The following is a 19,984-nucleotide window of genomic DNA, read 5'->3' as shown; positions in this document are numbered from 1 at the left end:
CAAGCGGGCCAGTCAGAGCCCAACGTACCGCGAACCGAAGACCGAGTAACACGAGCAGACGAGTTTAGACATGGCCCTTGCAACATCCTCCCGCCTTTCCGGTTTCTCCATCGGACAGCGCTTCTTCGCCGGTTTCGCCTTCAACGGCGAGCGCGCGATGCAGAACCGGGTGTACCGCAACACCGTGAAAGAGCTGAACACGCTCAACGACCGTGATCTGGCCGATCTGGGCCTGCACCGGTCGATGATCAAGTCCGTCGCCCGCGCTGCGGCCTACGGCGAGTAAGAGTTTTCGGGTTCCGGGCTTCCTCCTCCCTGCCCGGGCCCACGACGGCCCCGCCCCTCCTCCTCCCTGGGCGAGACCTCACCAAGTGCGGCGGCATCCACCTCCTCCCGGGTGCCGCCGCCACGGAATAGACCGGCGCCCCTTCTCCTCCCTGGGCGCATGGCCTTAGGCGGCAACATCCACCTCCTCCCGGGTGTTGCCGCCACAAAGTTCGGTTTGATGTCCACCTCCTCCCGGGCATCGAATCTGGCGACAGCGCATCCTCCTCCCGCGCTGTCGCCACCTAGATCCGGGCGTCGCGGCTCTCCTCCTCCCTGCCGCGCATGTCCGGGGGCGCTTGCCACCTCCTCCCGGTGGGCGCTCATTTAAACGGGCTCTCATCCTCCTCCCGAGGGCACGTTTTCAGGCGGCGGTGCCATCCTCCTCCCGGCACCGCCGCCATTTTTATATCTGACGCAGCGTTAATTAGTTCGGCGGCTGACATAAATCTGTCATCTAGCCCCGCTCGTCCTTTGGCGTGCCCATGACGATGTAGCTCGTGATCTGCCGCACAGCCGGCACCGTGCCCAGCACATCGGTATGGAAGCGCTTGTAGGCGGCCAGATCCGCCGTCTCGACCCTCAGCAGATATTCGAAGGCCCCCGCCACATTGTGGCACTCCCGCACCTCGGGCGCCGGGGCGAGCCGCCGCTCGAACTCGTGCTGGGCCGCCTTGGTATGCTCGCTGAGGCTGATCGAGACATAGACGACGAACCCCCGCCCCGCCGCCTCCGGATCGACCCGGGCCCGATAGCCGAGGATCACGCCGCTGCGCTCCAGCTCCTGCACCCGGCGCAGGCAGGCGGAGGGCGACAGCCCGACTCGGCCCGCCAGCGCCTGATTGGTGAGGCGGCCATCAGCTGTGAGTTCGCGCACGATCCTGCGGTCTATACCGTCCATGGCATGGTTTCCTTGCAAGGAATCTTCGCTTCACCGCATCTTCGCAATTTCATCTCGCCCTGGCGAGCGCAGTGTTGCGCCATGACACCCCAGCTCCTCCTCGCCCTTTTCGGCTTCGCGCTCGCCGGCACCACCACACCGGGGCCGAACAACGTGATGCTCATGGCCTCTGGCGCGAATTTCGGCTTCCGCCGGACGCTGCCGCATATGGCCGGCGTCGGGATTGGCTTCTCGGTTATGATCCTTGGCGTTGGGCTCGGCCTGTCGCTGATCTTCGAGCGCTGGCCCCTGGTGCAGACCGTGCTGACCTGGGCCTCGCTGGCCTATTTGCTCTGGCTGGCCTGGAAGGTGGCCACCGCCGAGCCGCCCGCCGGAGGGCCGCGAGCGAAGGGCAAGCCGCTGACCTTCCTGCAGGCCGCGGGGTTTCAATGGGTGAACCCGAAAGCCTGGGCCATGGCGATGTCGGCGACCACGGCCTATGCCGCCGGGCACCGCCTGGGCGACGTTGCCATCGTGGCCGGGGCGTTCCTTTGCGTCTCGGTCATCAGCACGACGACTTGGACGGCGCTGGGGGTCGGCGCGGCGCAGGTGCTGACGGACCGGCGGAGGCTGCGGGCGTTCAACGTTGTGATGGCAGTGCTGCTGGTGGCGACGCTGGTGCCGGTGGTCTGGCATGAGCTTGGGCCGGGTTTGGCGGGGTGAACCCCGCCCTGCGGGACCCTGCCTAGAACGGTATGTCGTCCGCCAGGTCGGCGCTGACCACAAAGCGCGACACCACGTTCTTCACCCCGGCCTTGTCAAAGGCGATCTCCAGCTTGTCGCCCTCGATGCCGGTGATCTCGCCATAGCCGAACTTCTTGTGGAAGACGCGCTCGCCCGCGGTGAAGCTCGACGAGGCTTCAAGGTCGATCGTCATGTGCCGCGACTCGGCCGGCTGCGACACGGGCCGCGAGCTGCGCGCCGCCATCCGCTTCCAGCCCGGCGAGTTATAGACATCGGCGCGCTGCGCCCTCTCCTGCACTGCCGAGGGGCCGGCTGCGGGCGCCGCGGCGCCAAAGCCGCCACCGTAGAGGCCCGGCGGCGTCAGCACCTCGATATGCTCGGCTGGCAGCTCGTCGATGAAGCGGGAGGGCAAGGCGCTTTGCCATTGCCCGTAGACCCGGCGGTTGCCCGCGAAGGAGATGGTGCACAGCTGCTCGGCCCGGGTGATGCCCACGTAGGCGAGCCGGCGCTCCTCCTCCAGGCCCTTCAGGCCCGATTCGTCCATGCTGCGCTGGCTGGGGAAGAGCCCGTCTTCCCAGCCCGGCAGGAAGACGGCGGGGAATTCGAGGCCCTTGGCGGCGTGAAGGGTCATGATCGAGACCTTCTCGTCCTCCTCGCCCGATTCATTGTCCATGATGAGCGCGACGTGTTCGAGGAAACCCTGCAGGTTGTCGAATTCCTCCAGCGCTTTGACCAGCTCTTTCAGGTTCTCCAGCCGGCCGGGCGCTTCGGGCGTCTTGTCGTTCTGCCACATGCCCGTGTAGCCGCTCTCGTCGAGGATCATCTCGGCCAGCTCGACATGGGTATCGGCCTCGCCAACGACCTGCGCGTGCCAGCGGTCGAGGCCCTGCACGAGACGCCCCAGCTCCTTGGCGCCCTTGCCGGAGAGGCGGCCCTCATCGACACAGAGCCGCGCGCCTTCCACCAGCGAAAGCCCGTGCTCGCGGGCGGCGCGCTGGATCGTCTGCACCGCCTTGTCGCCGAGGCCGCGCTTGGGCGTGTTGACGATGCGCTCGAAGGCGAGGTCATCATCCTGGCTGACGGCGAGGCGGAAATAGGCCATTGCATCGCGGATCTCCATCCGCTCGTAGAAGCGGGGGCCGCCGATGACGCGGTAGTTGAGGCCGATGGTCAGAAAGCGATCCTCGAAGGCGCGCATCTGGTGCGAGGCGCGCACGAGAATCGCCATGTGATCGAGCGACATCGGGGGGAGGCCACGGGTGCCGCCCTGCATCGCCTCGATCTCCTCGCCGATCCAGCGGGCCTCTTCCTCGCCGTCCCAATGGCCGATGAGGCGGACCTTCTCGCCCTCCTCCGCATCCGTCCAGAGCGTCTTGCCGAGGCGGCCCTTGTTGGCGGTGATGAGGCCGGAGGCGGCGGCGAGGATGTGGGGGGTGGAGCGGTAGTTCTGCTCCAGCCGGATGACCTTGGCGCCGGGAAAATCCTTCTCGAACCGCAGGATGTTGCCCACCTCGGCGCCGCGCCAGCCGTAGATCGACTGGTCGTCGTCGCCGACGCAGCAGATGTTCTTGTGGCTCTGCGCGAGCAGGCGCAGCCAGAGGTACTGGGCGACGTTGGTGTCCTGGTACTCGTCGACGAGGATGTAGCGGAACCAGCGCTGGTACTGGGCCAGCACGTCCGCATGCTCCTGAAAGATCGTGAGCATGTGCAGGAGGAGGTCGCCGAAATCGACGGCGTTGAGGTCGCGGAGGCGCGCCTGGTACTGGGCGTAGAGCTCGACGCCCCGGCGGTCGAAGGCGGAGGCCTCGCCGGCGGGCACCTTCTCGGGCGTCCAGGCGCGGTTCTTCCAGTTGTCGATGATGCCGGCGAGCATCCGGGCGGGCCAGCGCTTGTCGTCGATGTTGTTGGCGACGAGGAGCTGCTTGAGGAGGCGCAGCTGGTCGTCGGTGTCGAGGATGGTGAAGCTGGACTTGAGCCCCACCAGCTCCGCATGGCGGCGCAGGAGCTTGGCGTTCACCGAGTGGAAGGTGCCGAGCCACGGCATCCCCTCCACCGCCTCGCCCATCAGGCGGCCGATGCGGTTCTTCATCTCGCGCGCGGCCTTGTTGGTGAAGGTCACGCCGAGGATCTCGTTGGTGCGGCATTTGCCGGTGAGCAGCAGGTGGCCGATGCGGGTCGTCAACGCCTTGGTCTTGCCGGTGCCGGCGCCGGCGAGCATCAGGACGGGGCCGTCGAGCGCCTCCACCGCCTCGCGCTGCGCGGGGTTGAGATCGTCGAGATACTGCGCCCCGCGGGCGGCCATGGCCTGCTGGCTGAGGGGGGCGGGTGTGGCGGAGGATGCGGGCATTGGCGCCTCGTCGCTGCTCATGGCGCCAAGACTACATCCAAGCGGCCCGGCTGAAAACCCTTCGTTCCTTGAATGTTCTACAGGTTAACAGCTCCGTGCGCCGCGACGGCGCGCGCCATCAACGCCCTAGCTGGTAGCCGGAGCGCGGTACTCTTCGGTCAACTTTTCCTGCACAGCGAAGGTGTAGCGGCCGTAGAGGCGGGCGAAGGTGCGGATATCCTCCTCCTCCCAGCTGTCGTAGATGGAGAGGATGAAATCCCACTTGTGGCTGCGGAACCGCTCGAGGAACCGGCTCGCCTTGGGGGTGAGCTCCAGATACGATTTGCGCCCGTCATCCTGCGCTGCCCCGCGCCGCAGATAGCCGCGCGTCACCAGCTCTGCCGCCAGGCGCGAGGCGCGGGACGGGGTGATCTGCATGTCTTCCGCCAGATCGCCGACCGTGGCCCAGGTGACCCGGCCCCCCTCTGTCGAGGTGCAGCGGCGCGCGACGGAGGTGAGCGCCTGGAATTGGACCATCTCCAGATCAGCATCCATGCGAGAGAGGATCGCGGCCACCCACTCGCCCTTCGCGGCGCGCCGGGCGGAATGGAACATGGCCACATCGAGCGACAACAGCGCCTCGGCAGTCTCTTCGCCGATGCCATGGGCGGCGATCAGCTCGGGCACGCCATCCTGGTATGATGTGAGTTTTGTCGGACTCAACTCTGCGGACTCCTGTCTTGCAGGCGACAGATGCACATTCTTCTCGCTTCTGTCAATTTGTTGCCTCTGGCAATAATGTTCCGTTGACACATATTTGCTCAGCGCATATCCAGCCCTTCAACTCCTCCTCAATCGAAGATTCCCTTTCACATGTCAGATTCAGCTTCTTCCCGAGCAGCGCCGCCCGCCCCGCAGGGCTCGACGCGCCTCGTCATCGCCTCGATCGCGGTGATGATGCTGCTGGCCGCGCTCGACCAGACTATTGTCTCCACCGCCCTGCCCACCATCGTCGCCGATCTCGGCGGCGTTGAGCATCTCAGCTGGGTGGTGACGGCCTACTTCCTCACCTCCACCATCGTCGCGCCGATCTATGGCAAGCTCGGCGACCTTTACGGGCGGCGGAACATCGTGTTCGTCGCCGTCATCATCTTCCTCACCGGCTCTGTCCTTTGCGGCGTCGCCAATTCGATGCTGTGGCTGATCCTCGCCCGCGCCCTGCAGGGCCTTGGCGGCGGCGGCCTTATGGTGCTGGCGCTGTCGATCATCGGTGACGTCATTGCGCCGACGGAACGCGGCAAGATCCAGGGCGTCTTCGCCGTTGTCTTCTCGGTCTCCTCCGTCATCGGGCCGCTCATCGGCGGTACGCTGGTCGAGATCGTCTCCTGGCACTGGATCTTCTTCATCAACCTGCCCATCGGGGGCCTTGCGCTGGTGGCGTTCGCCGCCGCCTTCAAGCCCACCGGCAACCGCACCCGCCACCGGATCGACTGGGAAGGCGCTGGTGCCATCTCCGTCACGCTGACCGGCCTGGTGCTGCTGACCTCGCTCGGCGGGCAGGAATTCGCGTGGAATTCGGTTCAGACCTACACGCTGGGCGCCATCACGATCCTCGGCCTCCTGGCCTTCATCTGGGCCGAGTCGCGCGCCAAGGAGCCGATCATTCCGCTGCAGCTCTTCGGGCTGAACACCTTCGTCGTCACCTCGGCGATCGGCTTCGTCGCAGGCGCCGCGATGTTCGGCACGCTCACTTTCCTGCCGATCTACCTGCAGATCTCGAAGGGCGTCTCTCCCACCATCTCGGGCCTGCAGCTTCTGCCGATGACGCTGGGCATCATGGCGGCCTCGACCTTTGCGGGCCAGTACATGAAGCGCACGCAGCGCTACTACATCCTGCCGATCCTCGGCTGCTCGTCGCTGCTCATCGGCATGCTGCTGCTCTCCACCATCACGGCCGACACGCCCTATACTTTGACGGCGGTCTTCGTGCTCTTCGTCGGCCTCGGCATGGGCAACATCTTCCCCGTCGTGACCACCGCGGTGCAGAACGCGGTGCCGCGCGAGGTGATGGGCACGGCCACGGCCGCGGGCATCATGTTCCGCCAGATCGGCGGGGCCATCGGCGCCGCGCTGTTCGGCGCGATCTTCTCGGCGCGTCTGACCGCCGCGATGATGGCCGAGGGCGCCACCAACCTGCCGCCCAACATCGCCAATGGCGAGCTCGGGCCCTCGACGATGGCCGCGCTGCCGCCCGCGATGCGCGAGCAGGTGGCTGATCTGATCGTCACGGCCCTGCACCCGAACTACCTGATCGCCGCGGGCCTTGCGCTCATCGGCCTGATCATCGCCTCCCGCCTCTCCAACAACACCCTGCGGACGACGGCGCACGTCCCCCAGGCTGCGGAGTAACGCGGGCGCCCCTTCCGCCTCTTCTCCCGGGCGGAGGGGGCCATTGTCTCACGGCCAAAAGGAGCGCCCCGCCGGGCGCTCCTTTCATGTTTGCGCTATCAGCCCGCCCCCGGAAGGGGATTGCGCCGCATCGCAGCATCGCTAGCATGGCTGCAAAGAAGTTCACCCCGGGGGGATGCGTGATGGCCGATTTCAAGAAAATTCTCATCGCGAACCGGGGCGAGATCGCCATCCGCATCATGCGGGCGGCGAACGAGATGGGCAAAAAGACGGTTGCCGTCTATGCCGAGGAAGACAAGCTCGGCCTGCACCGCTTCAAATCCGACGAGGCCTACCGCATTGGCGAGGGGCTGGGGCCGGTGGCGGCCTACCTCTCCATCGAAGAGATCATCCGCGTCGCCAAGAAGAGCGGCGCCGATGCGATCCACCCAGGCTACGGCCTCCTCTCCGAGAACCCCGATTTCGTAGATGCCTGCGACGCGGCCGGCATCACCTTCATCGGCCCCAGGGCCAAGACGATGCGCGAGCTGGGCGACAAGGCCAGCGCCCGCCGCGTCGCCATCGAGGCCGGCGTGCCCGTGATCCCCGCCACCGAGGTGCTGGGCGAGGACATGGAGGAGATCCGCAAAGAGGCCGCCGAGGTGGGCTATCCGCTGATGCTGAAGGCCAGCTGGGGCGGGGGCGGGCGCGGCATGCGCCCGATCATGAACGAGGACGAGCTGGAATCGAAGGTTCTGGAGGGCCGGCGCGAGGCCGAGGCCGCTTTCGGCAACGGCGAAGGTTATCTTGAGAAGATGATCCAGCGCGCCCGGCACGTCGAGGTGCAGATCCTCGGCGACAAACACGGACAGATCTACCACCTGTGGGAGCGGGACTGCTCGGTCCAGCGCCGCAACCAGAAGGTCGTCGAGCGGGCCCCTGCCCCGTATCTGTCAGAGGCGCAGCGCGAGCGCATCTGCAACCTCGGCAAGCAGATCTGCCAGCACGTCAATTACGAATGCGCCGGCACCGTCGAGTTCCTGATGGATATGGATTCGGGCGAGTTCTACTTCATCGAGGTGAACCCCCGCGTGCAGGTCGAGCACACCGTCACCGAAGAGGTGACCGGCATCGACATCGTGCGCGCCCAGATCCTCATCGCCGAGGGCAAGAGCCTGATGGAGGCGACGGGCAAGGCCAGCCAATACGATGTCGAGCTGCAGGGCCACGCGCTGCAATGCCGGGTGACGACCGAAGACCCGACGAACAATTTCATCCCCGATTACGGGCGCATCGGCACCTACCGCTCGGCGACCGGCCCCGGCATCCGCCTGGACGGCGGCACCGCCTATTCCGGCGCCGTCATCACCCGCTATTACGATTCGCTGCTGACCAAGGTCACCGCCCGCGCGCCGACGCCCGAAATGGCCATCGCTCGGATGGACAGGGCGCTGCGCGAGTTCCGCATCCGCGGGGTGAGCACGAATATCGACTTCGTCATCAACCTGCTCAAGCACCCGACCTTCCTGTCGAACCAGTACACCACCAAGTTCATCGACACGACGCCCGAGCTCTTCGACTTCCGCCAGCGGCAGGACAGGGCGACGAAGATCCTCACCTATATCGCCGACATTACCGTCAACGGTCACCCGGAGACGGAAGGCCGCGTTCTGCCCCATGCCGACGCCAAGCCGCCAAAGCCACCGATCGCCTTCTCCTCCGACGTGCCCAAGGGCTCGGCGGATCTGCTGCGCGACGGCGGCGTGAAGGCGGTGCAGGAGTGGCTGCTCAGCTCGAAGCCGCTGCTGATCACCGACACGGCGATGCGCGACGGGCACCAGTCGCTGCTGGCGACCCGCATGCGCTCGATCGACATGGTGGGCGCCGCGCCCGCCTATGCGCAGAACATGCCGGGCCTCTTCAGCGTGGAATGCTGGGGCGGCGCGACCTTCGACGTCGCCTATCGCTTCCTGCAGGAAAGCCCCTGGAAACGGCTGGCCGACATCCGCGCCGCAATGCCGAACATCCTGACGCAGATGCTGCTGCGCGCCTCCAACGGCGTCGGCTACACGAACTACCCCGACAACGTGGTGCAGTTCTTCGTGAAGCAGGCCGCCGAGGAAGGTGTCGATGTCTTCCGAGTCTTCGACTCGCTGAACTGGGTCGAGAACATGCGCGTCGCCATGGATGCCGTGGTGGAGACCGGCAAAATCTGCGAGGCGGCGATCTGCTACACCGGCGACATCCTCGACCCCGACCGCGCGAAATACGACCTGAAGTACTACGTCGGCATGGCGAAGGAGCTGGAGGCCGCCGGTGCCCAGATCCTCGGCCTGAAAGACATGGCGGGGCTCCTCAAGCCCACCGCCGCCAGCCAGCTTATCAAGGCCCTGAAGGACGAGGTGAGCATCCCCGTCCACTTCCACACGCATGACACTTCGGGCGCCGCCATCTCCACCGTGCTGGCCGCTGCCGCCGCGGGCGTGGATGTGGTGGATGCCGCCATCGACTCGCTCTCGGGCAACACCAGCCAGCCCACCCTCGGCTCCATCGTCGAGGCGTTGCGCCATACCGAGCGCGACACCGGGCTCGACATCAAGGCGATCCGTGAGATCAGCAATTACTGGGAATCCGTGCGCGGCCAATACGCCGCCTTCGAGAGCGGCATGCAGGCCCCGGCCTCGGAGGTGTATCTGCACGAGATGCCCGGCGGCCAGTTCACCAACCTCAAGGCCCAGGCCCGCAGCCTGGGGCTGGAAGATCGCTGGCACGAGGTCGCGAAAACCTATGCCGATGTAAACATGATGTTCGGCGATATCGTGAAGGTCACACCCTCCTCGAAGGTCGTCGGCGACATGGCCCTTATGATGGTTTCTCAAGGCCTGACCCGCGCCCAGGTGGAAGACCCCGATGTCGACGTGGCCTTCCCCGACAGCGTCATCGACATGATGAAGGGCAATCTCGGCCAGCCCCCGGGCGGCTGGCCCGAGGCGCTGCAGGCGAAGATCCTCAAGGGCGAAGAGCCGCTGACGGATCGCCCCGGCGCCCTGATGCCCCCCGCCGACCTGGACGCGAAGCGCGGCGAACTGGCCGAGGCGACCGGGCTGGAGCTGGAGGAGATCGAAGACCGCGATCTCGCCGCATATCTCATGTATCCCAAGGTCTTCACCGAATACGTCGCCCGCCATCAGCTCTACGGCCCGGTGCGCGCCCTGCCGACGAAGGTGTTCTTCTACGGCATGGAACAGGGCGACGAGATTGGTGTCGAGATCGACCCCGGCAAGACGCTGGAGATCCGCCTCGCCGCCGTGGGCGAGCTGCAGGACGATGCCTCGGTGCGCGTGTTCTTCGAGCTCAACGGCCAGCCCCGCGCCGTGCGCACGCCCAACCGCAAGGCTCAGGGCGGCAAGACGGCGGTGCCGAAGGCCGACCCGGCCAACCCGAACCATATCGGCGCGCCGATGCCAGGCGTTGTGGCCACCATCGCCGCCCAGCCGGGACAGACGGTGAAGAAGGGCGACCTGCTGCTGACCATCGAGGCGATGAAGATGGAAACCGGCATCCATGCCGACAAGGCCGGCACGGTGAAGGCCATCCATGTCTCCGCCGGCTCGCAGATCGACGCGAAGGACCTGCTGGTCGAGATGGAATAGCTCGCAGGCTGCAGCATTTGGCCCGGGCCCCCGCCAAATCGGGCGCGCCTGGCCCGAATTGAAACGACTACTGCGGGCTGAAAGCCCAGCCAAAACAGCGATACCTGCCCCGGCCAAACGTGAACGCAACGGCAAGGGCACAATAGGCGAAATTTCTGCTTGCGGCCCGCGGGGACTGGCATTATCTCACGCTCCACGAAACGGAGGCGGGCGTAGCTCAGGGGTAGAGCATTACCTTGCCAAGGTAAGGGTCGAGAGTTCGAATCTCTTCGCCCGCTCCATTTCGAACCAGACGGCAGGGGCGCTTCGGCGCCCTTTTGTCGTTTTCGGGGGCCAGCTTTTCGCGCAGCCATACAAACGAAAAGGGCCGCGAAAATCGCGGCCCCGTTCGACTTGAAATCCTACCTGTCGGAGTCTGCGCTACCCGCCACATCGGCAGGCTGCCCGCCTCAGCGGGTCTGTTTTGCGCGCATGTCCACGTTGACGACGCTGCTTTCGCGCGCCTCCATCACCGTGGACCCCTCCGGGGTCTCTTCAAAGCTCGGCATCTGCAAGACGCCGCCGCTTTCGTGGCCGAACACGTTCTGGCGAGCGTACCAGACCGAACCAACCGCCAATATGGCCACGAGGGCGCCGACAACCATGGCGCCGATGGGGCCCGACCAGCGGGAAGAGCCGGAGGAGGGGCGAGAGTCGTCTGACATCTTTGTCTCCTTCAGCTACGTGCTTCATTTCACTACACATGTCGCCAACGTGTCGCCGGCGATTCGTGTTCCATGGGATTTTCATGAATCACATGTTGTTGCGGGGCGGTGCCCCCAGGCCACTACCCCTGCCCTAGCTGTCCTCGAGATTGAGCCAGGCCACCTCTTCGGGGCTGAGCTGCACCCGCAGCGCCGGCAGGCTGGTGGCGATCTCATGCGGCGAGCGCGGGCCGATAACGGCGAAGCTGGGGAAGTTCTGTGCCAGCACCCAGGCCGCCGCGAGGTTGTGGGCAGAGACGCCGCGCGCCCCCGCCAGCTCTTCGGCGCGGCGGCGCCGCTCCTCATTGGCGGGGCTGCCGTAGCAGGCCTCGGGGCGCGTCTCTTCCGGCAGCCGATCGCGCAGCTCGGCGGGCAGGAAGTAGCCGCGCGCCTGGGAGGACCAGGCCAGATGCGTGAGATTGCGCTCGCGCAGGAAGGCCAGAGTTTCCGGCGTGTTGGAGGTGAGGCAGCCGGCCCAGATGGGACGCTCCATCACCGCGAGGCTGAGGTTGTTGTTCAGGATGCGCGGCGGCTCCAGCCCGTTCGCTTCGGCATACTCCACCGCCTCTGCGAAGCGCTCTGTGTTCCAGTTCGAGCCGCCCCAGATGCCGATGCGTCCGGCGTCGCGCTCGCGCGCCACGGCCTCGACGAATTCGCCGACGGGCACATCGGGGTTGTCGCGGTGCATGATGTAAATCGGCGCCTTGTCGAGCCCGAGGCGGCCGAGCGACATGCCCAGCTGCACGCCGATGGCATCGGGCACGCACCAGGGCGTGTGGGCGCCCTTAACCACAACGGTCACATCTTTGGCGACGCCGCGGTCGGCGATCCATTGGCCAAGCACGCGCTCGTGCAGGCCCTGCCCGTAGATATGCGCGGTGTCGAAGGCGGTGCCGCCGGCCTCCATGAAGGCATCCCAGACGATGGCCCCCTCGGCCAGTGTCTCGCGATTGTCGCAGCCGAGGATGAATCGGCTGACCGGCCCGTGGCCCGGCATCTCGGCCTGGGGAATCTGCGGCAGGCCGGCGGGCAAGGCGCCGGCGAGGCGACGATCGGCGCCCGGGCGCTCGGCCATGGTCGCGTAGCCCAGCTCGGCGCGCCAGCGGTCCATGGCGCTGTTGTTGCCGATGGAGCCCTCAGGCGTCATGCGCGGAAAGGCGAGGCTGGTCTGGCCGGAGGCGATGGCGCGGCTCACGGCCTCGGCCTCATAGCCGTAAAGCTGCTTCGGCGCTGCGATAGCTTCTTCGCGCCGCGCCCCGCCCTCTTCGATGATGATCGTGGTGTCAGAGGGGGCGACCTCGCGGCCGGGCACCCAGGGGTCGGTCAGCGTGACGCTGCCGCGCTCGCAAGTCACGGTAAGCTGGTTTTCCATGTTGCGCGCCACGGCGCAGGCGACCTCGGCGGTGATGCCGTTCGCGAAGCCAAGCAGGCCGTAGGCGACCTCGTCCACCCCCGTCTGGCCGAGCAGGCCGGTGCCGCGCAGGGTGACCGGGTTGGCGAAGCGCCCCTCCTCTATCCCCGCGACCATCCGCGCGGCGGAGAGGACATAGCCGCCCACATCGAGGATACCGCCGCCGCCCATTTCCAGCGCGTAAAGGCGCGAGTCGGGGTTGAAGCCGGCGGAAAAGCCGAAGGTGGCGCGGATGTGCTTGATCGGGCCAAGCTCGCCGACCACCTCGATCAGCCGGGCGATCTGCGGATGGCAGAGCCACATATAGGCCTCGGCGAAGAACACGCCCTCTTCGCGCGCCGCCTCGACCAGTACCTGCACCTCGGCCGCGTTCATACCAGCGGGCTTTTCGCAAAGAAGGTGCTTCCCAGCGCGGATCACCATCAGCCCCTGGCTGACATGCCAGGGATGCGGCGTGGCCACGTAGATCGCATCGACCTCGTCATCGGCCAGCAGGGCCTCGTAGCTGTCGTAGCGCTTGGCCTCGGCCACGCCGAAGCGGTCGCCGAAGCTGGCGCGGCGCTCGGCCGAGCGGCTGGCGATGGCGAGCAGCTCGGCGCCCTCGGCGCCGGCCAGACCGGTTGCGAAATTGCCGGCGATGCTGCCCGGCCCGATAATGCCCCAACGAATGCTCATGGCTGTCCCCTCCCTGTTCGTTAGCGCTATCCCTGCATGGCTGCCGCGCTGCTGTCACGCCCCCTTTGGGCGCTCAGAGCCGGTAAGCGGCCTTGGCGAGGCCGTAGGTCAGCTCGTAGGCAAGCTCATGCGCCTCGTCCTCGCCCAGCCGGCCAGTGGCAACGAGACCGGCGAGATAGGCGCAATCGACCCGCCGGGCGACATCGTGCCGGGCGGGGATGGAGAGATAGGCGCGCGTGTCGTCGTTGAAGCCGACTGTGTTGTAGAAACCCGCCGTCTCGGTCGTGTTCTGGCGGAAGCGCATCATTCCCTCGGGGCTGTCGTAGAACCACCAGGGCGGCCCGAGCTTGAGCGCGGGATAAACGCCAGCCAGCGGCGCCAGCTCGCGCGACTGGGTGCTCTCGTCCAGCATGAAGACGATGATGGTCAGGCGCGGGTCGAGCCCGTGGGCGTTCAGCAACGGCTTGAGGTCGCCGACGAAGTCGATCCGGCCAGGGATGTCGAAGCCCTTGTCGGTGCCGAAGGTCTGCAGGATCTGTGGCGAGTGGCTGCGGCGGGAGCCGGCGTGGATCTGCAGTACCAGACCATCGTCGAGGCTCATGCGCGCCATTTCGGTGAGCATCTGGCCGCGGAACGCTTCTTTCTCGGCGGCACTCGCCCGTCCTGTACGGACGGTCTCGTAAAGCGCGGCGGACTCGGCCTCGCCAAGGTTCTCGGTATGCGCCGTGGGATGGCCATGGTCGCTGGCCGTCGCGCCGCCGACCTCGATGAAATAGGCGCGGCGGTTGCGATGCGCGGCGAGATAGCCGGCCCAGGTGCCCACATCCTCGCCGGTGATCTCACCGAAGCGGGCAAGGTTGTCGGCGAAGCCCGGCACGTCGGGGTCGACCACCGCATCGGGGCGATAGGCTGTCAGCACCCGCCCGCCCCAGCCGCTTTCGCGGATGGCACGGTGGTGGCGCAGATCATCGAGCGGGCCTTCGGTGGTGGCGATGGCCTCGATATTGAAGCGCTCGAAGAGGGCGCGGGGGCGGAAGCCTTCGGTCTTCAGCGCCGCGTCGATGTGGTCGTAGAAGGCATCGGCGGTGTCCGGGCCGAAGGGCTCCTCCAGCCCGAAGACATTCTCGAACGAGTAATCCAGCCAGAGCCGCGAGGGGGTGCCGCGCAGCAGGTGGTAATGCTGAGAGAAGCATCGCCAGATCTTGCGCCCGTCGGTTTCCACCGCGCCGCCATCGGCGCGTGGCACGCCCAGATCTTCCAGCCGCACGCCCTGGCTGAAGAGCATGCGGAAGACGTAGTGGTCGGGCTTCACGAAGAGCGTCGCCGGGTCGGGGAAAGGTTGGTTCTCGGCGAACCAGGCCGGATCGGTATGGCCATGTGGCGACAGGATCGGCAGGCCGGAGATGCGCTCGTAGAGGGCGCGGGCGATGCGGCGGCTGCGCTCGTCCACCGGGAACAGCCGGTCAGGGTCCAGCTTGGGCATGCGCTCTCCTGCGGCTTCTGGCGGGGCTAAGGTGCGGAACTGATAGGGCAGCACATTTGGCCGGTCAATTCGCGGCCCCCTGGCGGCAGTGCCCGGCTTAACAAAGGTTTGCCCGGCCAGGGCGGGGCTTGAAGCCACACCTGCGCGCTCCATGTGATGCGCCGGTGAGCGGCTCCATTGCACATGCGCGGTGCATTTGCGATGAGGCGCCATCATCAGGGGCGGCGGGCGCCGCCCCGGCGACCGGGCCCCTCTGGCAAGCGCCTCGCGGCACGCTTGTGATGTCGGCGCAGACCCTGAAAACTGCCGCAGGCCAGAGGCCGCCCAAGGCGGGCCCCTGTCCGAAAAGGGGAAGACCATGCCCGCCAGCGGCACGCCCGAGAAATCGCATCTCGCCTATTTCAAATGGGCCTTCATCATCACCGGCATAGGCCTCATCCTTGGGCTTGTCGTCGGTTGGATCTACGGCGGCACCCTCTCTGCCGCCCTGTCATTCTTCTTCATCACCGCCGTGCTGGCCGTGCTGGAGATTTCGCTCTCCTTCGACAATGCAATCGTCAATGCCCGCAAGCTCAAGACGATGGACGAGAAGTGGCGCCGCCGCTTTCTGACCTGGGGCATCATCATCGCAGTCTTCGGGATGCGCATCATCTTTCCGCTGCTCATCATCGTCGTCGCGGCGAAGGTGGGCCCGTGGGAGGCGCTGCGCCTCGCCGCGACGCGGCCCGATGAATATTCGCACCTCATGCACGAGGCGCATCTGCCCATCGCGGCCTTCGGCGGCACCTTCCTGATGATGGTCTCGCTCAACTACTTCTTCGACAGCGAGAAAGAGGTGCACTGGATCCGGCGGATCGAGCGCCGCCTCGCCGGGGCGGCCAACATCCGCGGGCTGGAGGCGGCGGTCGTGCTGCTGCTTGCGGTCATCGCCTCGATCCTGCTGCCGGCCGAAGAGGGGCGGCAGTTCATCATCGCGGCAACTTACGGGCTGCTGACCTTCCTCATCGTCGATGCAGGCGGGGCCATCATGGATGGTGGCCTCAGGAAGGGCCCGAAGACGGCCGCGGCCGGCGGGCTGGGAGCGTTCCTCTACCTTGAGGTGCTCGATGCCTCGTTCTCGTTCGACGGGGTGATCGGGGCCTTCGCACTCAGCCACAACATCTTCATCATCGCCATCGGCCTTGGCATTGGTGCGATGTATGTGCGCTCGATGACCGTCATGCTGGTCGAGCACGGCACGCTCAACCAGTACCGCTTTCTCGAGCATGGCGCGTTCTACGCGATCTTCGTGCTGTCGGTGATCATGTATGCCCAGGCTTTCGTGCAGATCCCCGAGGTCATTACCGGCTTCATTGGCGTGGCGCTGATCGGGGCCGCTCTCTGGTCGTCGATCAAGGGCAGCCGGGCCAAGGGCGACTGAACGCCCTGCCCTCAGGCCGGTGCCCCCGGGTGCCGGCCGAGCGCCGGGCTGATGAGCAGAACGCAAAGGAGGATCGTGCTGGGCGCGACCAGCCGGTTCATCTGCGCGGTCAGATCCGGCCCGATCTCCCACCAGGCCCAGAAGAAGCTCACCAGCCAGATGGCCGTGACGGCCCAGACGGCGCCGATGCGGCCCGTTCTCACGAGCGTGCCTGCCCAGATCAGCGCGAGGCCGGCGGGGGCGTGGTAATAGCTGCCGCCAAGGGCGATCAGCCACACTCCCCCGATCAGAAGCAGGATTCCAAAGGCGGTGATCGCCCAACCGAGGAGAAACAAGCCAGGCACTTGGCGCGACGGGGTAACGTACACGAGAGAATCCTTTAGCCTTTCGTGAACAACTCTGCGGGCGCCCCGTCGTTCCCGTGGCGAGAAACTTTCGGCCCGGCCCGGCGTTGCCTTCGCAATATTCCGCCGAAACGCGGCCGGCGGCCCCGCCGCCCCGCCGCCCAGCAGGAAGGGACGTCATGGCCTCACGCGCGATATGGAAAGGCCAGCTCCGACTGTCGCTCGTAGCGATTCCCGTCGAGCTGCATTCGGCGCGCGACAGTGGCGCCAGCATCTCCTTCCGGCAGATCCACAAACCTTCGGGCAAGCCGGTTCGCTACGAGAAGGTCGTTCAGGGCGTCGGGCCGGTCGAAAGCTCCGACATCATGAAGGGCTACGAGACCGAGAGCGGCGATTACGTGCTGCTCGACCCGGCCGAAATCGACGCCATCAAGCTGGAGACGAAGAAGACGCTGGAGCTTGTGCAATTCGTCGATCAGGGCGAGATCGCCCCCATCTGGTTCGACAAGCCCTATTACGTCGTCCCGACCGAGGAGCTGGCGGAGGATGCCTACCGCGTCGTCCGCGATGCCTTGAGGAAATCAAAAAAGACCGGCCTCGGCCAGCTCACCATGCGCGGCAAGGAATACCTCTGCGCCCTGCGCCCCTGCGGCGACGGGCTGCTGCTGGAGACGCTTCATTACGAGAGCGAGATCCGCAAGGCGGACCCGCTGTTCTCTGGCATCGAAGACGATGCCAGCGATGACGAGCTGCTCGAAGTCGCCACCCAGCTGATCGAGCGCAAGAGCGCGCCCTTTCATGCCGACCATTTCGAAGATCACTACGCCAAGGCCCTTCGCGAGCTGATCGACCGGAAGGTGAAGAACAAGAAGACTCCGCGCGCCAAGGGCGGCGAGGACAAGCCAGAAGAGAGCAACGTCGTCGACCTGATGGATGCCCTGAAGAAGAGCCTGAAGGACAGCGGCGGCAGCAAGGGCGGCAGCAAATCCCCCGGCTCGCGGGCCAAATCCTCTGGCACCCGCAAGAAAGCCTCCTGAGGGTGAGCGGGCGCCATGGGAACGCTTGAGACCTACGCCAAGAAGCGCAACTTCTCGGTGACGCCAGAGCCTAAAGCCGAGCTGGTAGAGGCGGGCGCCGACCAGCCCGCCTTCGTCGTTCAGAAGCACGATGCTACCCGGCTGCACTACGATTTCCGGCTGGAGTGGGGCGGTGTGCTCTGGTCCTGGGCCGTCACGCGCGGCCCGTCCGGCGACCCCAGCGAGAAGCGGCTCGCGGTGCGCACCGAGGATCACCCGGTTGCCTATGGCAGCTTCGAGGGCACGATCCCCGAGGGCGAATACGGCGCTGGCACCGTCATGCTTTGGGACAATGGCTGGTGGGAGCCTCTTCATGACCCGGAGAAGGGCCTGAAGGAGGGCAAGCTGCACTTCTGCCTGCACGGCGCGCGGATGCAGGGCGGCTGGGCGCTGGTAAAGATGCGCGGCAACCGCGCGGGCGACGGCAAGCGCGAGAACTGGCTGCTCATCAAAGAGAAGGACGAGCATGTCAGCCGCACGGCGGACGCGCTGCTCAACAAGCACAAGACCTCAGTTACCACCGGCCGAACGATGCGTGCCATCGCGGCGGGCAAACCCGTGGCCGCGAAGGAGGAGGAGCATTCCAAACCCCTGCCCCGGTTCCGAAAGGTTCAGCTGGCGACGCTGGAGGATGCCCCGCCGGAGGGTGAGGACTGGCAGCACGAGGCCAAGTTCGACGGCTACCGCTGCCTCATGGCCATCGGGAAGGGCGGCGTGAAGCTCTACACCCGCAACGGCAAGGACTGGACGGAGCGTTTCGGCGATCTCTGCGAGCCGGCGGCCGCCATTCCCTGCGGCGCCGCGCTGATCGACGGCGAGGTCATCGCGGGCGGCGGCGGCGGTGATTTCGGCGCCCTGCAGAAGGCGCTGAAAGAGGGCGGGAAGCTCATGTTTTACGCCTTCGACCTGCTTCATCTCGATGGCGACGACCTGACCGACGCCCCCCTCTCGAAACGGCGCGCCGCGCTGGAAGGCCTGCTCAGCCCCCTGCCCCCGCGCGGGCCCATCCGCCTCAGCCCCGTGCTGGAAGGCGACGGTGCGGCGGCGCTGGCCGCGATGTGCGAGGCGGGCGGCGAGGGCATCGTTTCAAAGCGCATCGATGCGCCCTATCGCGGCACCCGCACCAAGGGCTGGATCAAGGCTAAGTGCATCCAGCGCGCCGAGCTGGTCATCGTTGGCTGGGCCCCGTCGGACAAGCGCGGGCGGGCGTTCGCGTCGCTGCTCCTCGGCTCCTACGAGAACGGCGAGCTCGTCTATCGCGGCCGCGTCGGCACCGGGTTCGACGGCGAGACGCAGGAGGCGCTGATGGCCGCCATGCGCCCCCTCTCCGGCAAGACGCCGCCCATCGAAGGCGAGCTGCCGCCCGAGACCAGGGGCGCCAAGTGGATCACGCCCAAGCTCGTCGCCGAGATCGCCTATACCGAATTCACCGAAGAGGGCCGCGTGCGGCACGGCGTGTTCCATGGCCTGCGCGAGGACAAGCCGGCCGCCCAGGTCAGCGCCAGCCGGGAGGCCACGATGAGCGACGACAGCGAAGAGAAAGTTGGCGGCGTGCGCATCTCCTCCGCCGGGCGGCAGGTCTTCCCCGACGCCGGAGTGACCAAGGGCGACATCGCCCGCCATTACGAGAAGGTGGCGGACAGGATGCTGGGCTATGCCGGCGACCGCCCCGTCAGCCTGCTGCGCCTGCCCGACGGGCTGGGCGGCCAGCAGTTCTTCCAGAAGCATGCGGGCAAGGGCTTCCCCAGCGGCGTGAAGGATCTGCCGATCAAGGAGAAGGACGGCAGCACTGAGGACTACATCTATGTCTCCACCGCCGCCGGCCTGATCGGCGCCGCCCAGATGGGCACCGTTGAGTTCCACATCTGGGGCGCAAAGCGCGACAACCTCGAAAAGCCCGACCGGCTGGTCTTCGACCTCGACCCCGACGAGGGACTCGGCTTCGAGGCGGTTAAGGCGGCCAGCTTCGAGCTGCGGGAGGGGCTGAAGGAGATCGGCCTGCCGAGCGTGCCCATGGTCTCCGGCGGCAAGGGCGTGCATGTCATCATCCCGCTTCGCCGCACCGCCACATGGGAAACGGTGAAAGCCTTCAGCCGGGCTTTCGCCACTATCCTCGCCGAGCGGCACCCCGATCGCTACGTCGCCACCATGTCGAAGGCCAAGCGCAAGGGCCGCATCTTCATCGACTGGCTGCGCAACGAGCGTGGCTCGACCGCCATTGCCCCCTATTCGCTGCGCGCCCGGCCCGGCGCGCCGGTCGCCGTGCCGGTGACGTGGGAAGAGCTGGACAAACTCGATGCGCCGAACACCTTCCACCCGAGCGACATGAAGGCGCGGCTCTCGCAGCCCTGCCCCCTGTCAAAGGTGACGGCGAAGAGCATCTCGGCCGAGGTGGTGGAAGCGATGGAGCGCTGGGCGGGCGGAGACAGCGAGGAATGAGAATACCGCCCCGAGGAATGGCGAGTCGAATAGCAAAAGGCCCCCTGCGAAATTGAAACTTTTATCGCGAAATTTCTG

Annotated in this window: 14 protein-coding genes and 1 tRNA gene; 8 read left to right on the top strand and 7 right to left on the bottom strand. The window is 66.4% G+C overall.

What is annotated here, in order from left to right; translation table 11 throughout:
- The first annotated feature begins 70 nt into the window (after positions 1-70).
- A complete protein-coding gene (locus tag ACXN5S_RS08560; protein WP_458605002.1) occupies positions 71-286 on the top strand; it encodes a DUF1127 domain-containing protein in 216 nt (71 codons plus the stop codon).
- A gap of 495 nt (positions 287-781) precedes the next feature.
- Here the strand turns inward: ACXN5S_RS08560 and ACXN5S_RS08555 are convergent, their stop codons facing one another.
- Positions 782-1,225: an Lrp/AsnC family transcriptional regulator gene (locus tag ACXN5S_RS08555; RefSeq protein ID WP_458605001.1), complete on the bottom strand. Its 444-nt coding sequence runs from the start codon at positions 1,223-1,225 to the stop codon at positions 782-784.
- A gap of 81 nt (positions 1,226-1,306) precedes the next feature.
- On the opposite strand from ACXN5S_RS08555, the gene ACXN5S_RS08550 reads away from it, so the two are divergent.
- Positions 1,307-1,927 carry a LysE family translocator gene (locus tag ACXN5S_RS08550; RefSeq protein WP_458605000.1) on the top strand — a complete coding sequence of 207 codons (621 nt, stop codon included), beginning with the start codon at positions 1,307-1,309 and terminating at the stop codon, positions 1,925-1,927.
- Positions 1,928-1,949: 22 nt separating this feature from the next.
- Here the strand turns inward: ACXN5S_RS08550 and ACXN5S_RS08545 are convergent, their stop codons facing one another.
- Positions 1,950-4,295, bottom strand: a complete 2,346-nt coding sequence (locus tag ACXN5S_RS08545; RefSeq protein WP_458604999.1) for an ATP-dependent helicase — start codon at positions 4,293-4,295, stop codon at positions 1,950-1,952.
- 126 nt (positions 4,296-4,421) lie between these two features.
- Positions 4,422-4,997 carry a MarR family winged helix-turn-helix transcriptional regulator gene (locus ACXN5S_RS08540; protein WP_458604998.1) on the bottom strand — a complete coding sequence of 192 codons (576 nt, stop codon included), beginning with the start codon at positions 4,995-4,997 and terminating at the stop codon, positions 4,422-4,424.
- Between the two features lie 150 nt (positions 4,998-5,147).
- Here ACXN5S_RS08540 and ACXN5S_RS08535 point away from each other — a divergent pair, with 150 nt between their 5' ends.
- The 3 genes from ACXN5S_RS08535 to ACXN5S_RS08525 all read left to right on the top strand — a co-directional run bounded on the left by ACXN5S_RS08535 (position 5,148) and on the right by ACXN5S_RS08525 (position 10,596).
- The gene (locus ACXN5S_RS08535; RefSeq protein ID WP_458604997.1) at positions 5,148-6,683 is read left to right on the top strand and encodes an MDR family MFS transporter; all 1,536 of its coding nucleotides are present in this window, start codon (positions 5,148-5,150) and stop codon (positions 6,681-6,683) included.
- A 182-nt stretch (positions 6,684-6,865) separates the two neighbouring features.
- The gene (locus ACXN5S_RS08530; RefSeq protein ID WP_458604996.1) at positions 6,866-10,315 is read left to right on the top strand and encodes a pyruvate carboxylase; all 3,450 of its coding nucleotides are present in this window, start codon (positions 6,866-6,868) and stop codon (positions 10,313-10,315) included.
- 206 nt (positions 10,316-10,521) lie between these two features.
- Positions 10,522-10,596, top strand: a tRNA-Gly gene (locus ACXN5S_RS08525).
- A gap of 168 nt (positions 10,597-10,764) precedes the next feature.
- On the opposite strand, the gene ACXN5S_RS08520 is transcribed toward ACXN5S_RS08525, so the two are convergent.
- The 3 genes from ACXN5S_RS08520 to uxaC all read right to left on the bottom strand — a co-directional run bounded on the left by ACXN5S_RS08520 (position 10,765) and on the right by uxaC (position 14,627).
- The gene (locus ACXN5S_RS08520; protein ID WP_458604995.1) at positions 10,765-11,019 is read right to left on the bottom strand and encodes a hypothetical protein; all 255 of its coding nucleotides are present in this window, start codon (positions 11,017-11,019) and stop codon (positions 10,765-10,767) included.
- Positions 11,020-11,152: 133 nt separating this feature from the next.
- Positions 11,153-13,144, bottom strand: coding sequence for an aldo/keto reductase (locus tag ACXN5S_RS08515; protein ID WP_458604994.1), 1,992 nt, complete (start codon positions 13,142-13,144; stop codon positions 11,153-11,155).
- Between the two features lie 73 nt (positions 13,145-13,217).
- On the bottom strand, positions 13,218-14,627 hold the full coding sequence (gene uxaC / locus ACXN5S_RS08510) for a glucuronate isomerase (RefSeq protein WP_458604993.1): 1,410 nt from the start codon (positions 14,625-14,627) through the stop codon (positions 13,218-13,220).
- Between the two features lie 358 nt (positions 14,628-14,985).
- On the opposite strand from uxaC, the gene ACXN5S_RS08505 reads away from it, so the two are divergent.
- Entirely contained in the window at positions 14,986-16,047 is a 1,062-nt protein-coding gene (locus ACXN5S_RS08505) for a DUF475 domain-containing protein (RefSeq protein ID WP_458604992.1), read from the top strand.
- Between the two features lie 11 nt (positions 16,048-16,058).
- Here the strand turns inward: ACXN5S_RS08505 and ACXN5S_RS08500 are convergent, their stop codons facing one another.
- Complete coding sequence (locus tag ACXN5S_RS08500) at positions 16,059-16,382, bottom strand: glucose dehydrogenase (RefSeq protein WP_458604991.1); 324 nt, start codon at positions 16,380-16,382, stop codon at positions 16,059-16,061.
- Positions 16,383-16,570: 188 nt separating this feature from the next.
- On the opposite strand from ACXN5S_RS08500, the gene ku reads away from it, so the two are divergent.
- Positions 16,571-17,428 carry a non-homologous end joining protein Ku gene (ku, locus tag ACXN5S_RS08495; protein WP_458604990.1) on the top strand — a complete coding sequence of 286 codons (858 nt, stop codon included), beginning with the start codon at positions 16,571-16,573 and terminating at the stop codon, positions 17,426-17,428.
- Positions 17,429-17,443: 15 nt separating this feature from the next.
- Positions 17,444-19,906 (top strand): DNA ligase D, encoded by a 2,463-nt coding sequence (ligD, locus tag ACXN5S_RS08490; RefSeq protein ID WP_458604989.1) that lies wholly within the window; start codon positions 17,444-17,446, stop codon positions 19,904-19,906.
- Positions 19,907-19,984 lie beyond the last annotated feature (78 nt).

The organism is Pseudoroseicyclus sp. H15 (assembly GCF_054353345.1).
The sequence above is the reverse complement of the archived record's forward strand: the minus strand, read 5'-3'. Positions and strand labels throughout refer to the sequence as shown.